Genomic DNA, 13221 nt, shown 5'->3' with positions numbered 1-13221 from the left:
TGATCAGTGCAGCGTTCAGTGGCGGCGACCCGGCGCAGCTAGGGGGTCGGCGCGGGTACGAAGCCGTCGATACGGGTGCCGATGCCACTCCTTCGTGCCTGGTCCCGGACGAAGCCGGCCAGTGCCAGGTCCAGGACGCCCAGACCGAACGGGGAGTAGACGAGCGGCTTTCCTGCTTCCGGCTCCAGCCGGGCGGTGCCGCGCAGCAGCGCGCCGATCGAGGCGTCGACGAAGTCGCGCCCACCGGTGTGCTGTTCGGCGAGGTGCAGTGAAGTCTGCTCACGGCACACGTGGTCGGTGTCGTCGACGACGTTGTGCGCACCGAGTACGGCGGGCACGGTCAGGTCGCGCAGGGAGATGTGGAGGACGACGGTGCCGGGCGGGCAGGCGTCCAGGCCGGTGTGCGGTGAGGCGGCCGTCGTCGCGAACGACACCAGGTCGTGCGCGGCGAGTGCCTCTTCGAGCGTGGCGCAGTGGCGGATCTTCGCGCCCGGCAGCAGCCTGGCGTGGTCCGCGGTGAAGTGCTTGGCGCGCTCCAGGTCCGTGTCGTACACGGCGAGCGAGTCCAGTTCGGGCCGCTCGGCGGCCAGGAAGCGCAGCACCTCACGGTTGATGATCCCGGTGCCGATGAGGGTGAGCCCGGACGGCCTGCGGTCGCCGAGCAGCATCCGCGCGCCGAGCGCGGCCGAGGCCGCGGTGCGCCGGGCCGAGATCAGCGAGCCCTCGATGAGCGCCTCGGGGTGTCCGTTGTCCAGGCTGTTCAGCAGGACGGCGGCGCTGGCGCGCTGCAGTCCGTTGGCGACGTTGCCGGGGAAGGAGGAGATCCACTTCATTCCGGCGACTTCGCTCTCACCCCCGAGGTAGCCGGGGAGACCGATGATCCGGTCCCTCGGACGCTCGGGGAAGCGCAGGAAGACGGAGTGCGGCAGGACCGTACGGCCCTCGTCGTGACGCCGGTAGGCATCGGCGACGAGGTCGATGACCTCCTTCTCGCGTCCGGCCAGCAGCCCGGCCACTTCACCGTGCTTGATGATCAGCATGCGCCCACCGCCAATGTGTGTTCGGGTTCGTTCCACAGATGTGAGACCTCTCCGAAGTGGGCGCGCACCCAGTCGTCGGAGTAGATGGTGTCGAGATAGCGGTCGCCGCGGTCGGGGAAGATCATCACGCAGTTGCTGCCGGCCGGGATGCGGTCGGCCATCTTCCCGAGTGCGGCGGTCACCGCGCCCGACGAGCCGCCGGCGAGGATCGCCTCACGGTGGGTCAGGGTCCGGCAGCCGACGACACAGTCGAGGTCGGAGACGAGCACGACCTCGTCGGCCAGCGTCGAGTCGAACAGCGGCGGCTTGATCGCGGCCCCGTGTCCCGGCAGCAGCCGGGGACCTGAGGGGCCGCCGAACAGCACGCTGCCCAGCGCGTCGACGCCCACCAGCGTGGTGTCGAGCCCGCTCTCGCGGATGTACTGGGCGCAGCCGGTCATGGTGCCGCCGGTGCCGGTCGAGCAGAACAGGTAGTCCACCCGGCCGTCCAGCGCCTCGGCGATCTCCCGCATGGTCTGCACATGGGCCTGCGGGTTGAGCGGGTTGGCGTACTGGTTGGGCCAGTACGCGCCGGGTATGGAGGCCACCAGTTCGCGTACCCGGGCCAGACGTGTGGGCAGATAGGCGCGGGTCTCCGGGTCGGTCTCGGTCACCATCTCGACCGTGACCCGGTAGGCGCGCAGGATCGCCAGGTTCTGCTGGGTGGTCTTGGGGTCCACGACGCAGATGAAGTCGATCCCGAAGTACCGGCAGATCTGTGCGATGCCGATCGCGAGGTTCCCGGAGCTCGATTCCACGACCGTGGACCGGCCGGGTACCAGTTCACCGTTACGGATCCTGCCGAGCAGCATCGACAGCGCCGACCTGTCCTTGACGCTGCCGCCCGGGTTGAACGCCTCCAGTTTCGCGAAGACACGCGACCCGAAGCGGGGCAGCAGCCCGCCGAGCTCGACGAGGTGCGTGTTGCCCACGCCGTCGAGAATGCCGTGGAGCACGGGTTGCTTCATGATCCGGCGCCGGTGTTGCTGCCCATGGCCAGCAGCGAACGCTTCTGGGCGGCGTCCGTCAGCGGGACCCGCGAGACCGGGCGCTCGGGGGTGTCCCCGGCGGCGGTCATGAAGCGGATGAGCTGGTCGAACAGCCGGTCCATGGTGGCCCGCTCGAAGAGCGCGGTGTCGTAGCGCAGGGCGATGGTGAGCCCCTGCGCGTCACGGGTGACCTCGAAGCTGATGTCGCACTGTCCCTCGAGGTGCGGGATCTCCAGGTACGTGGTGGTCAGGCCGGCGACGTCGAGGGGCACGCCGGCGACCGCACCGGCCAGCTCGTCGCCGAAGCGGTCCGTGGTGACCATGGTCATGGAGACCCGGAACAGCGGTCCGTCCGCGGCCGCGTTCCGCGCGACCAGCGGGAAGGGGTAGGTGGCGCGCGCGGTCGCCTGCCTGAGGCGGTCGTTGGCCGCGGCCGTCACCTCGCCCAGCGGGGTGTTCCTGTCGAACACGGCCCGCACGAGCACCGGGTTGACGTAGTAGCCGACGACGTCCTTGGCGGCGGACCGGCGTACCGATGCCGGGCAGGCGATGAGGAAGTCGGTCTGTCCTGTCCAGCGGTTGAGCAGGGCCTGCAGGGAGCCGAGCGCCAGGGCGAACTGCGAGATCTCCTGGGCCGCGGCCGCGCGCTTGAGCCGCTCGGCGAGTTCGTCGGGCAGCCTGCGTACGAGGCTGGCACCGGTGAACGAGGACACGGCCGGCCGGGGCTTGTCGGTCAGCAGCTCGGCGGGCGCGGAGCCCTCGACCTGCTCCTGCCAGAACTCCGCCTGCCGCGCTCCGCGTGAGGATTCGAGGAGATCGCGCTCGGCCTGGACGAAGTGGCCGTAGTCGACGGCGATGGGCGCCCAGGCGGGCTCCCCGCCCTCGGCGAACGCCGCGTAGGCGTCGAGCAGATCACGCCACAGCATCCACTGCGACACGGCGTCCGTGGCGATGTGATGGGTGAGCGCCAGCAGCACGGCGTCCGTGCGACGGCGCCACAGCACCACCCGGAACGGCCCCTCGTCCGAGAGCCTGAAAGGGGCGCCGGCCTCGGCCTTGACGAGCCGGTCGAGCTCCGCGTCGTCGGCGTCGGGTACATCGCGGACGACGAGTTCACCGATCTCGCCCGCCTTCCGCACCACGCGTCGCGGTTCACCGTCGGCCTCGACGTACACCGAACGCAGCATCGGATGCCGTTCGGTGAGCGCCCGGGCCGCCCGCGCCAGGACCTCCGGGTCCGGCGCGGGCTCCATCCGGACACCACCGGCGAGGTTGTAGGTTGCGCTGTCGGGGGCCAGTTTGTGGAGCAGCCAGAGCCCCTCCTGGCCCACCGACAGGGGCAGAGCCCCGCTTATGGGGTCCGTGTGGTCCATGGGTCAGACTCCTGCCTTGTTTGCAGTCAGGAAGTCGGCCACGTCGGACACGCGCAGCAGGTCACCGACCTTCTCGTCGGGAACTGTTTGGTTGAAGGTCTTCTCCACCGCGGCCAGCAGGTCGATACGGGTGAGGGAGTCCATGCCGAGCTCGTCGAAGCTGGAGTCGGCGGTGACCTCGCCGTCCAGGTCGGGGGCGGTACGCAGCGTGAGGTTGATGATCTCGACAATCAGTTCGTCTCTGGTCATGACCTTTGTCTCCATAGGTGTGTCGCGGGGATGTGTGTGCGGGATGTGTGGTGCGGGGGGATCCGTGTGCGAGGGGGGTCTCGGGGGCGCCTTACGGCATCCGGACGACCTGGCCGGCGTACGTCAGGCCGGCACCGAAGCCGAGCAGCAGAACGTTGTCACCGGGGGTGGCGCGGCCGCTGTCCTTGAGCCGGCTCAGCGCCAGCGGCACCGAGGCGGCCGAGGTGTTGCCGGTGTCGACGACGTCGTTGACGACGCGGTCGGCCGGGATGTCCAGGTTCGAGGCCAGCGTCCTGATGATCCGGTTGTTGGCCTGGTGCGGGACGAACCAGTCGACGTCCTTCATGGTGATCCCGGCTGCGGCGCACGCCCGGTGGGCGACGTCCGGCATGGTGGCCGTGGACCACTTGTAGACGAGCGGGCCGTTCATCGTGACGTACTCGCGGCCGTCGGCCTTCTCCGTGATGCCGAGCACCTCGTGCCGGGCACCGTCGCTGCCCCAGACCGCGGGGCCGATGGCGGGCTGGTCCGAGCGGGACACCACTGCGGCTCCGGCACCGTCACCGAAGATGACGAACGTGTCGGGGTCGTTGGGGTCGATCCACTCGCTGGTCCGCTCGGCGCCGACGACCAGGACGTTGCGCGCCTCGCCGAGCCGCACGGCGTTGGACGCCATGGCCAGCGAGTAGGTGAAGCCGGCACAGACCGCGTTGAGGTCGTACGCACCGGAGTTGGGCAGCCCGATGCGGCTGGCCACCTCGGGGGCGATGCCGGGCATACGGCGGCGACGGGTGGCACTCGCGACGATCGTGAGGTCGACCTCGCCCGGGTCGATGTCGGCGGAGACGACGGCCTTCTCGCCCGCGGCAGCCGACATCGTGACCATGTCCTCCTCCTCGGAGGCGTGGTGACGGGTCTTGATACCGGTGCGGCTCTCGATCCACTGCGGCGACACCGTCGTCAGCGGTGCCAGCTCCTCGTTGGACACGAGTCTGGCCGGCCGGTACACGGCCAGCCCGGCGATCCGTGATCCATACGTCTCGAACATGTCTGACTCAACTCCCCAAAGATCTGTCGGCCGTCAGGCGTCGGACGGCTCTGCCATGGCCACGGCGATCCGCCGCGGTCCGGTGAACGGCTCGCGCGCGTGCGCGGCCAGCATGTTGTCGACGACGAGGACGTCGTCGCGCTGCCAGTCGAAGCGGACCGACGCCGACCTGTAGGCCGCACGCAGGTGGTCCATCACCTCGTCGGGGATGACCCCGCCGTCGCCGTAGAAGGTGTTCGTAGGCAGCTCGTCATCGGCGAAGATGGCGCGCAGACCGGCACCGACCTCCGGCGCCAGGGTGCTGACGTGGAAGAACGTCGCGTGGTTGAACCACACTTCCTCGCCGGTGACCGGGTGGCGGTGCACCGCCTGCCGTACGGCGGTGGTCCGCAGACCGCCGTCGGGACGCCACTCCGCCTCGATCCCGCGCTCCTTGCAGTACCCCACGATGGCGTCCTTGTCCGGGGTGTTGAACGCCTCCTGCCAGGGCACTCCGAACCCGGCGTGGAAGTTGCGCACGACCTGCCAGCCACGCGCCTCGAACTCCGCGCGCACCTCAGGGTCGACGGCCGCCAGCACCTGCCGGATGTCGGCGAGCGGGGTGGCTCCCTGCGTGACGGGCGGCTCGACGCAGAAGAAGTACAGCGTCCGCGGCCAGACCGCCTGGTAGGAGTTCTCGTTATGGAGGAAGATCTCCTCGTTCGGCGGGTAGTCCGTCGAGGTGTAGACCTGGCCCTTGATCGTGCTGCGGGGCGAGGAACGCTCGGCGTACGCCAGCGGCGGCGTGCCGGAGAACGCCCGGACGGTGCCGTCGAAGCCGTCGACACCGCCGACCTCGAATCCGCGCAGCAGCAGGGCGCCGCGCTGGGTGAGCAGCTCGCGCAGCTCCGCCTTGTTCTCGGTGATGTAGTCGTGGATGCCGGTACCGGGGGCCGCCGGACGTCGCATCCCGGGCACGGTTCCGTTCCCCACCCAGCCGGCGGGTGTCTCTTCCGAGGTGATGGTGGTCATGGTCAAACTCGCTCCGTGGTCGAAGAGGTCGGGCAGCCCTGGGGCCTGCTCAGTCGGACATCGCCACGAGGACACGGCGGTCCCCGGTGAACGGCCGCCGGCCGTGGGCCAGCAGGACGTTGTCGATGAGCAGCAGGTCGCCCGTGCGCCAGTCGACGTTCACGGCTGCCTCAAGACCGCGGTCGCGGACCTGGGCGACGTACTCGGGCGGGATCGGGCTGCCGTCGGCGAAGCGCACGGACTGCGGCAGCTCCTCCTCGGAGAGGATCTGCGCGAGCTCGGCCGCGGTGTCGTCACCGAGACCGGCCGGGTGCCACTGGTCGGCCTGGTTGAACCACACCTCGGCGCCGGTGACCGGGTGCTTGGTCGTGGACGGCCGGTGCGACTCCACCCGCAGGCTTCCGTCACGCCGCCAGTCCCACTCGGCGCCGGCCTCCTTCAGGAAGGCCTCCACGTCCGCGCGCTCGCTGGTCTCGAAGGTGTCCTGCCAGCTCTTGCCGAGGCCGTAGCCGTCGTGCAGGTTCTGGACGTAGCGCACCCCGCCGGCGAAGGCGTCGCGCACCTCCGGGTCCAGGACGGCCAGCCAGCGCTCGGCGTCCAGCACCGGGGTGGCACCGCCGGATCCCGGCTGGACCTGGCAGAAGAAGGCCAGACGGGACGGCCACGCGTGGGCGTAGCTCATCTCGTTGTGCATCGAGATGGTGAATTCCTGCGGGTACTCGGTCGAGGTGTAGACGTTCCCGCCGACCTTGGTGCGCGGCGAGTTGCCGTGCACGTACGCCAGCCGGTTCGGCAGCAGCCGGTCCAGGGCCGTGTCCAGCGTCTCCGGGGTGATCCCGAAACCGCGGAAGACCAGGGCCTTCTCCTTGACCAGGGTCCCGGCCAGGCCGAGCTCCAGTTCGTCCAGGCGGCTCAGCAGTTCGCCGGTACCGCCCTCACCCTTCGCTTCGATCTCCAGTGGTGCCCAGGACGTCGAGAACGTCACGGCGCCGCTCCTCTCGCTGTTGTGGTGAAGCCTTCGGCTATCCGGCCCGCAGACCGGACGGGATCCGAGCCAGCCGCCCCGCGATGTCCGCGGTCAGCTCCGCCTCCCGAGGGGCGAGGTAGAAGTGGTCCCCGGGGAACGACCGCACCACGAAGGCACCGGTCGTCAGCTCGCCCCAGGCCAGCAACTGTTCGTAGGAGATGCCCGGGTCCCGGTCGCCCTGGTACGCGACGATCGGAGCGCGCAGCGCCACCGGACTGTGCGGGTGGTAGGTCTCGATGAGCTTGTAGTCGGAGCGCAGCACGGGCAGCAGCAGCTCGCGCAGCTCAGGCAGCGCGTACGGGTCGCCGCCCAGGCTGCCCAGACGGGAGACCCCGGCGACCAGCACGTCGTCGGCGGCCCTGTGCAGGGTCGTGGGAGACGTCCGGTGCGGGGCGTTGCGCCCCGAGAGCAGGACCTGCGCCGGGCCTTCGCCCGCACCGGCCTCCTGCCGCACCGCCACCTCGTAGGCCACCGAAGCGCCCATGCTGTGCCCGAAGAGGGCCATCGGCAGGTCGTCGTACGGGTCGAGTGCCTCGGAGATCAGGTCGGCCAGCTCGTCCATCGACTCGATGCACGGCTCGTCCATCCGCTCCTGCCTGCCCGGGTACCGGACGGCAAGTACCTCGATATCGGCGGGGAGCCGCGAGGGCCAGCCGTGGAACAGCTGGGCGTTGCCGCCGGCGTGCGGGAAGCAGACCAGCCGCAGCCGCGGCGAGTCCGTCCGCACATACCTGCGGAACCAGGTCTCCGAGGGGGCACTCACAGCGCCATGCCCCCGTCGATACGGACCACCTGACCGGTGATGTACTCGGCCTGCGGAGAGGCCAGGAAGGAGACCAGCGACGCCACTTGCTCGGGGGTGCCGAAGCGCCCCATCGGGATGCGGGTCAGGGCGTCCTTCGCGACGGCCTCCGGCACACCGGCGACCATCTCCGTGTCGATGAAGCCCGGTGCGACCGCGTTGGCACGCACTCCGTAGCGGCCGAACTCCTTGGCCAGCGCCTGCGTCAGACCGATGATCCCGGCCTTGGACGCCGAGTAGTTCGTCTGGCCCGCGTTACCGACGACTCCGGCCACGGACGAGAGGGTGACGACCGTGCCGGCGCGACGCCGGATCATGGAACGGACCACCGAGCGCAGCAGGTTGTACGTACCGTCGAGGTTGGTGCGGATCACCGAGTCCCACTCGTCGTCCGACATCAGCGCGAGCGGCCTGTCGCGGGTGATCCCCGCGGAGGTCACGACCGCCGACACCGGCCCGAGGCCCGACTCGACGTCCGCGACGAAGGACCGGACTCCCACACGGTCGGCCACGTCGACCCGGCGGATCAGCGCGCGCTGCCCCGTCGCCAGGATCTCCTTCTCCACCTGCTCCGCCGCCGCGTCATCGGAGCGGTAGCAGAGGGCGACGTCGAAACCATCCTGTGCGAGCCGGGTGGCGACCGCCCGGCCGATCCCACGCGACCCCCCGGTCACCATTGCCACCTGTGTGTCTTGGTCCGGCATGCTGCCCCCATCCGTTCGAATGAGTCGAGCGTGCGTTCAGCGGCTATATCTGGCCTATACGGCATCCAGCACCGATCGGGAGCGGGCGATGGCCCCGGTAGCGTGACCGTTCATGACCTCGCTACCGACCGGTGAACCCGTGCTCGCGGGCCTGCTGCACCCGCTTCTCCCGCCGCTGGTCACAGCCGTCGACACCTTCCACGACAGCGCCGTGCCCTTCCTCTTCCCCGAGGAGGAGGCCCTGGTCGCCGACGCCGTGGCCAAGCGCAGGCAGGAATTCGCCACGGTCCGCCACTGCGCCCGCACCGCACTGGCCGGTTACGCGTGGCCGCCCGCTCCGATCCTCCGGGGCACCGCGGGCGCGCCCCGCTGGCCCGACGGCATGGTCGGCAGCCTCACGCACTGCGACGGGTACCGGGCTGCGGCCGTCGCCCGGGACACGACGGTGGCCTCCCTCGGCATCGACGCCGAACCGGCCGAACCCCTGCGTGACGAGGGCACGCTGAACCTCGTCACGCTCCCCGCCGAACGCACCGCCCTGCGCGAACTCGCCGCGGACCGGCCCGACATCCCCTGGGACAGGCTGCTGTTCAGCGCCAAGGAGTCCGTCTACAAGGCCTGGTCCCCGCTCACCGGCCGCTGGCTCGGCTTCGAGGACGCACACATCACGCTGCGCCCCGAGGGCACCTTCACAGCTGCCCTGCTCGTCACGGACACCACCACGGCCGACGGTGGCCCCCCGCTGACCGGCTTCGACGGCCGCTGGCAGATCCGCGACGGCCTGCTGCTCACCGCCGTCACCGTGCCCCCGCGCGCCGTGCCCCCGCGCGCGTTGCCCCCGCGCGCCGGCACCGTCAGAACTCCTCCTCCGGCACCCACTGAGCCGTGTCCGAGCGATACCGATAGTGCGGCCGGGCGGTGATACTGCTCGTACGGAACGGCTCGCCCCCGTCGTCGATGCGCAGGACCCCGCTCCGGCCACCGCTGGACCACTCCAGCTCCAGGTACCAGGTCACATCGTGCCCCTCCACGTGCGCGTCGAGGTCGAACACCTCGACATCCGTGGAACTCACCCGGTACGGGAAGTCCTTCGCGGGCACGACCTCGCCGGCCTGCTCCCCCGGCACCGGCTTCGTCCGCGGCCGGCTGTCGTCCAGGTCGATGTCGAAGCTCTGCGGCGTGATCCCGCTGCCGCAGCCCTCCCCCATCGAGTACGCGGACCGGGCGAGCGCCGCGTTGCGCCCCAGCACCCGGACATGCAGCCCGTTCAGCACGACCGCCTCGTCCGACTTCCCCTGGACGGAGATCTCGACCTTCATGGCGCCCCCGTCCACCCCGCCCAGGACCTTCGCCCAGCCACGGGTGTCCTGCGGGACGGGCGGCGGCGGTACATTGTCGGGCTCGTCATCGAGCAGGTAGTACTGGCCGCAGGGCTCCTCCCAGTTGTACGAACTGATGGAGGCGCTCACGGGCACCCCGCCCTCGGGCTGCCCACCCGCGGCCGGCGACGGCTTACGGCTCCCGTCCGCCGACGGGGAGGCCGATGCGCTGGGCTTCGTGGACGCGTCGGCGCTCGCGCTCGGCTTCGGGCTCACGCTCGCCGTGCCGGTGGGCACGACCGGCGACCGGCTGACCGCCATGTCCACCCGCCCGTCCTCGCTGGGCTTGTCGCCCCCCAGGCCCCGGAAGGCGAGCGCGGCGGGGACGGTGAGGGCGACGACGGCCACGGCGGTGAGCAGGACACGCAGCCTCCTGCTGGGACGACGAGGAGCGGCTCCGACACCGCCCCGCGCCCCGTCGGGCGTCACATCCTCGGAGAGGGGCGCCGCGTCAGCGGGCACGTCGGAGGCCGCCGTCCCGGAGGGGCCGGGCTCGGAGGCTGCGGGCGACTCGGAGGCGGCGGGCTCGGAGGCACCGGACGCCTCGGACGCACCGGACTCGGACGCACCGGACGCACCGGGCTCGGAAGCGACGGCCTCGGAAGCGACGGCTCCATCCACCGCCGCCGCCTCCCCCTTCCGCGTACCCCTCCGCTTGGCCTCGTCGGCCAGAATCCACTTCCGGTGCAGGGCCATCAGCTCGTCGGAGGACGCCCTGCACACCCGCGCGAAGCGCTCGACGGGCGCGTAGTCATGAGGAACGGCCTCACCGTTGCAGTAACGGTGAACGGTCGACGTGCTCATGTGCAGCTTCTGCGCGAGCGCCCCGTAGCTGAGACCGGACCGCTCCTTCAGCTCCCCGAGCAACGCCGCGAAGTCCTGGATCTCTGTGGCCACCCCGACCGTTCCCTTCCGTTCCTTCCCGGAACGGCGTCCCAGGCAGGTTATGTTCGTGCAGGTCAGAGGCCATTCGGGCATTCCAGCGTCCCGTATGCCACGTCGGCCGTTGCCACCGGATTCCAGGCACGGAAAGGATGTGGACATGCCGCGGCGCTCTCCGCGACCCGCACTTCCCACCCTCACCTGTCCCGGGAGACGCCGTGCGTACAAGACCTGACATCAGCTTGACCGATGCGGTGGCCGTGCAGGTGCTGATCATCTGCATCGCAGTCATCATCACGCTCCTCAACCACCTCTGAGCACACGTCAACGACCAGTAGACCCGCCTGCACCGCAGGGAGCCAAACGGCGCCCCGGAGCATCCGTCTGTCAACCACCATCGAACGGGGAGAACTTTCTCATGCGCAACCTTCGCTTCCGCCACGCCGCCCGCACCTCCGCCCTCGGCACCGCCGCGCTGATCGCCGCCCTGTCCCTCACGGCCTGCGAGGGCGGCGCCGACCCGTCCCCCAAGAACGGCGCCGCCGACTCGACGTCCCAGGAGTCGGCCGACACCGCCTCGGACACGACCGCGGCCACGAACACCTCCACGAAGGGTTCCGGTGAGAAGACAGCCGCCGGTTCCGGTTCGGACGAAGTCAAGGGTTCCGGTTCCGACGCCGCGGACAGCTCCAAGAAGCAGCCGCAGGCCGACGACGACGCCCAGTCCCTCCCCACCTGCAACGGCAAGAACACCAAGGTCACGATCACGAGCGTCAAGCGCCCGGTCAACCACATGCTGCTCACGCTGACCAACTCCGGCTCGAAGGCCTGCAATGCCTTCTACTACCCCGCCCTGCGGTTCACCGACGCGCAGGCCGTCCCCCCGGTCATCGAGGACAGCCTGCCGCAGGCCGTCGTCACCATCTCCCCCGGTGAGTCCGCCTACGCCGGCATCACGACCTCGTCGGCCGACGGCAGCGGCCAGGGCGGCTACGAGGCCGAGGACCTGGCGATCGGCTTCCAGAACAAGAAGGCCGAGTTCATGGACGGCATGGTGGACGTCCCGCTGTCCAAGCCCGTGTACATCGACAGCACCCTGACGGTCACCCACTGGCAGACGGAGATGGACGACGCCCTCCAGTACTGACGGCTCCGCCGGGGGAAGTTACGGACAGCATTCACGCCGAAAACGGGCGCGGAGCTGTCCGTAACCGCGTTCACCGCCCCCGGAGCTCCCCGAACCACCGCACGATCGCCGAGGTGGCCGCGACGTTGGAGCCCAGGTGGCGGGAGTCCTGGTGGTCGACCGCGCCGAGGTCGACGACCGGGGCGTCCACGCCGTTGCGGTGCAGAGCCGCCCGGCACCGGTCGGTGTTGGCGGTGACGGCCTGCTCGTCACCTGCCGCCATGTACAGCCGGACCGGCGCCCTCGGCACCCAGTCGGTGCACACGGCGTCCGTCGTACGCAGCGCCTCCGCCATCCCGCCCGTCGGATGCCCCAGCACCTCGCGGCCCCGGTCGGTCAGCAGTTCGTCCACGCTCGCCGGGATGCGCGCCATCAGCTGCTCCCCCGTGTGCACGCCGTCGAACAGCGCCTCGATCTCGGCGGCGTCCTCGCCCTCGCCCTCGCCTTCGGCGAAGACCTCGCCGGGGCGGTCGTAGACGGGGTGGAGGCGGTTGAAGGCCACCAGCGTGTACGCCGCGTACACCGCGCCCGACTTCGCGTCCACGTCGCCCCTGAACAGCGCGGGCAGCTCCGTACCGCCGAAGTCGTACGCGCCGCTGACCGGCGCCAGCGCGCCCAGCCTGAACCACCGGTCCTCGCCCGCCTCCAGGGCCCTGCCGAGCCCCAGCGCCGCCGAGGCACCCTGCGAGAAGCCCGTGACCATGACGTCGCGTTCCAGCGCGTGGCCGGTACGCGGTGCGAAGGCACGGGCCGCGCGGAGCATGTCCAGCGAAGCCGTGGTCTCCGAGCCGATGTCCATCCACGGGTGCAGGCCGGGTCCCTTGCCCATGCCCAGATAGTCGGGCGCGACCGCTGCCGCGCCCGCCGCCGCGTGCGCGATGACCGGGGCTGACACGAAATCTGCGCGCCGCATGGACGGGGAGTCGTTCTTGTGGCTGCCCGTGCCGTGCGCGAAGGAGACCGCGCTCAGCCGTCGCTCGCCCGTGAGCGGCAGAGCGAACAGCCCGCTCGCCGTGGTGGGCCGCCCGTGTACGTCGACGGTCCGGTAGACGAGCCGGTACGCGACCACGCCGTGCCGGACGGCGTCCCCCGCGAACCCGGCCGCTGCCAGCTCCGCCGCCACGGCGTCCGGAGTGGTGAGCGTGTACAGCCTCTCGGCGGAGACCAGCGTGCCGCGCCCCTGCCGCTGGACCTGCGTCTGTGCCTGCGTAGGGGCAGGGGGCTGCGCGGCCACGGCCGCCGCCGCTGCCGGCCCGCTGAGCAGGAGAGCGCAACAGGCGGCTGCCAGCGGCGCTCTCAGTCTGCGGGACATGGAAGTGGACGAAAGGCGCGAGGACCTTGCTGCTGAAGCGGTCATGGTTCTCCCGGTCGCGTGCGGATAGCGGGTGTGGACATCTGTCTGTTCACCCTCACAGGGGGCGAGGAACAGCGCACTGCGGCAGACCCCCTGATGTACCTGGGGGATCCACCCCCGACGCTCAGCCGGGTCTGA

At 70.5% G+C, this 13221-nt stretch carries 13 protein-coding genes; 2 read left to right on the top strand and 11 right to left on the bottom strand.

The features are described from left to right. Window positions 1–38 precede the first annotated feature (38 nt). From sbnB to fabG, 9 genes are all read right to left on the bottom strand, one after another. The gene (sbnB, locus tag OG623_RS19540; protein WP_406148037.1) at window positions 39–1040 is read right to left on the bottom strand and encodes a 2,3-diaminopropionate biosynthesis protein SbnB; all 1002 of its coding nucleotides are present in this window, start codon (window positions 1038–1040) and stop codon (window positions 39–41) included. Then, entirely contained in the window at window positions 1034–2047 is a 1014-nt protein-coding gene (gene sbnA / locus OG623_RS19535; protein WP_406148035.1) for a 2,3-diaminopropionate biosynthesis protein SbnA, read from the bottom strand. The genes sbnB and sbnA overlap by 7 nt, the downstream gene beginning before the upstream one ends. Beyond that, window positions 2044–3441 (bottom strand): condensation domain-containing protein, encoded by a 1398-nt coding sequence (locus tag OG623_RS19530; RefSeq protein ID WP_406148033.1) that lies wholly within the window; start codon window positions 3439–3441, stop codon window positions 2044–2046. Before OG623_RS19530 ends, sbnA begins: the two co-directional genes overlap by 4 nt. Window positions 3442–3444: 3 nt before the next feature. Continuing rightward, on the bottom strand, window positions 3445–3690 hold the full coding sequence (locus tag OG623_RS19525; RefSeq protein ID WP_406148031.1) for an acyl carrier protein: 246 nt from the start codon (window positions 3688–3690) through the stop codon (window positions 3445–3447). 91 nt (window positions 3691–3781) lie between these two features. Then, on the bottom strand, window positions 3782–4738 hold the full coding sequence (locus OG623_RS19520; protein ID WP_406148030.1) for a beta-ketoacyl-ACP synthase III: 957 nt from the start codon (window positions 4736–4738) through the stop codon (window positions 3782–3784). Between the two features lie 33 nt (window positions 4739–4771). Then, a complete protein-coding gene (locus tag OG623_RS19515; RefSeq protein WP_406151918.1) occupies window positions 4772–5686 on the bottom strand; it encodes a TauD/TfdA family dioxygenase in 915 nt (304 codons plus the stop codon). 112 nt (window positions 5687–5798) lie between these two features. After that, entirely contained in the window at window positions 5799–6734 is a 936-nt protein-coding gene (locus tag OG623_RS19510) for a TauD/TfdA family dioxygenase (RefSeq protein WP_406148028.1), read from the bottom strand. A 37-nt stretch (window positions 6735–6771) separates the two neighbouring features. After that, the gene (locus tag OG623_RS19505; RefSeq protein WP_406148027.1) at window positions 6772–7539 is read right to left on the bottom strand and encodes a thioesterase II family protein; all 768 of its coding nucleotides are present in this window, start codon (window positions 7537–7539) and stop codon (window positions 6772–6774) included. Next, a complete protein-coding gene (gene fabG / locus OG623_RS19500; protein ID WP_406148026.1) occupies window positions 7536–8282 on the bottom strand; it encodes a 3-oxoacyl-[acyl-carrier-protein] reductase in 747 nt (248 codons plus the stop codon). Before fabG ends, OG623_RS19505 begins: the two co-directional genes overlap by 4 nt. Window positions 8283–8394: 112 nt before the next feature. Here fabG and OG623_RS19495 point away from each other — a divergent pair, with 112 nt between their 5' ends. After that, window positions 8395–9204 (top strand): 4'-phosphopantetheinyl transferase, encoded by an 810-nt coding sequence (locus tag OG623_RS19495; RefSeq protein ID WP_406148025.1) that lies wholly within the window; start codon window positions 8395–8397, stop codon window positions 9202–9204. Here the strand turns inward: OG623_RS19495 and OG623_RS19490 are convergent. Then, on the bottom strand, window positions 9137–10558 hold the full coding sequence (locus OG623_RS19490; protein WP_406148023.1) for a helix-turn-helix domain-containing protein: 1422 nt from the start codon (window positions 10556–10558) through the stop codon (window positions 9137–9139). The two genes, OG623_RS19495 and OG623_RS19490, sit on opposite strands and share 68 nt — an antisense overlap. A 403-nt stretch (window positions 10559–10961) precedes the next feature. On the opposite strand from OG623_RS19490, the gene OG623_RS19485 reads away from it, so the two are divergent. Beyond that, window positions 10962–11690: a DUF4232 domain-containing protein gene (locus OG623_RS19485; RefSeq protein WP_406148022.1), complete on the top strand. Its 729-nt coding sequence runs from the start codon at window positions 10962–10964 to the stop codon at window positions 11688–11690. Window positions 11691–11760: 70 nt separating this feature from the next. Here OG623_RS19485 and OG623_RS19480 read toward each other — a convergent pair whose 3' ends face one another. Next, complete coding sequence (locus OG623_RS19480; RefSeq protein WP_406148021.1) at window positions 11761–13041, bottom strand: lipase; 1281 nt, start codon at window positions 13039–13041, stop codon at window positions 11761–11763. Between the last annotated feature and the right edge of the window lie 180 nt (window positions 13042–13221).

It is taken from the genome of Streptomyces sp. NBC_01012 (genome assembly GCF_045162755.1).
Lineage (GTDB): Bacteria > Actinomycetota > Actinomycetes > Streptomycetales > Streptomycetaceae > Streptomyces.
This window is presented reverse-complemented; position numbering and strand designations above follow the sequence as displayed.

Excerpts from the sequence above, each read along its gene's own strand:
- sbnB (WP_406148037.1), bottom strand. The coding sequence starts at position 1,040 with ATGCTGATCATCAAGCACGGTGAAGTGGCCGGGCTGCTGGCCGGACGC.
- sbnA (WP_406148035.1), bottom strand. The coding sequence starts at position 2,047 with ATGAAGCAACCCGTGCTCCACGGCATTCTCGACGGCGTGGGCAACACG.
- OG623_RS19530 (WP_406148033.1), bottom strand. The coding sequence starts at position 3,441 with ATGGACCACACGGACCCCATAAGCGGGGCTCTGCCCCTGTCGGTGGGC.
- OG623_RS19525 (WP_406148031.1), bottom strand. The coding sequence starts at position 3,690 with ATGACCAGAGACGAACTGATTGTCGAGATCATCAACCTCACGCTGCGT.
- OG623_RS19520 (WP_406148030.1), bottom strand. The coding sequence starts at position 4,738 with ATGTTCGAGACGTATGGATCACGGATCGCCGGGCTGGCCGTGTACCGG.
- OG623_RS19515 (WP_406151918.1), bottom strand. The coding sequence starts at position 5,686 with ATGCGACGTCCGGCGGCCCCCGGTACCGGCATCCACGACTACATCACC.
- fabG (WP_406148026.1), bottom strand. The coding sequence starts at position 8,282 with ATGCCGGACCAAGACACACAGGTGGCAATGGTGACCGGGGGGTCGCGT.
- OG623_RS19495 (WP_406148025.1), top strand. The coding sequence starts at position 8,395 with ATGACCTCGCTACCGACCGGTGAACCCGTGCTCGCGGGCCTGCTGCAC.
- OG623_RS19485 (WP_406148022.1), top strand. The coding sequence starts at position 10,962 with ATGCGCAACCTTCGCTTCCGCCACGCCGCCCGCACCTCCGCCCTCGGC.
- OG623_RS19480 (WP_406148021.1), bottom strand. The coding sequence starts at position 13,041 with ATGTCCCGCAGACTGAGAGCGCCGCTGGCAGCCGCCTGTTGCGCTCTC.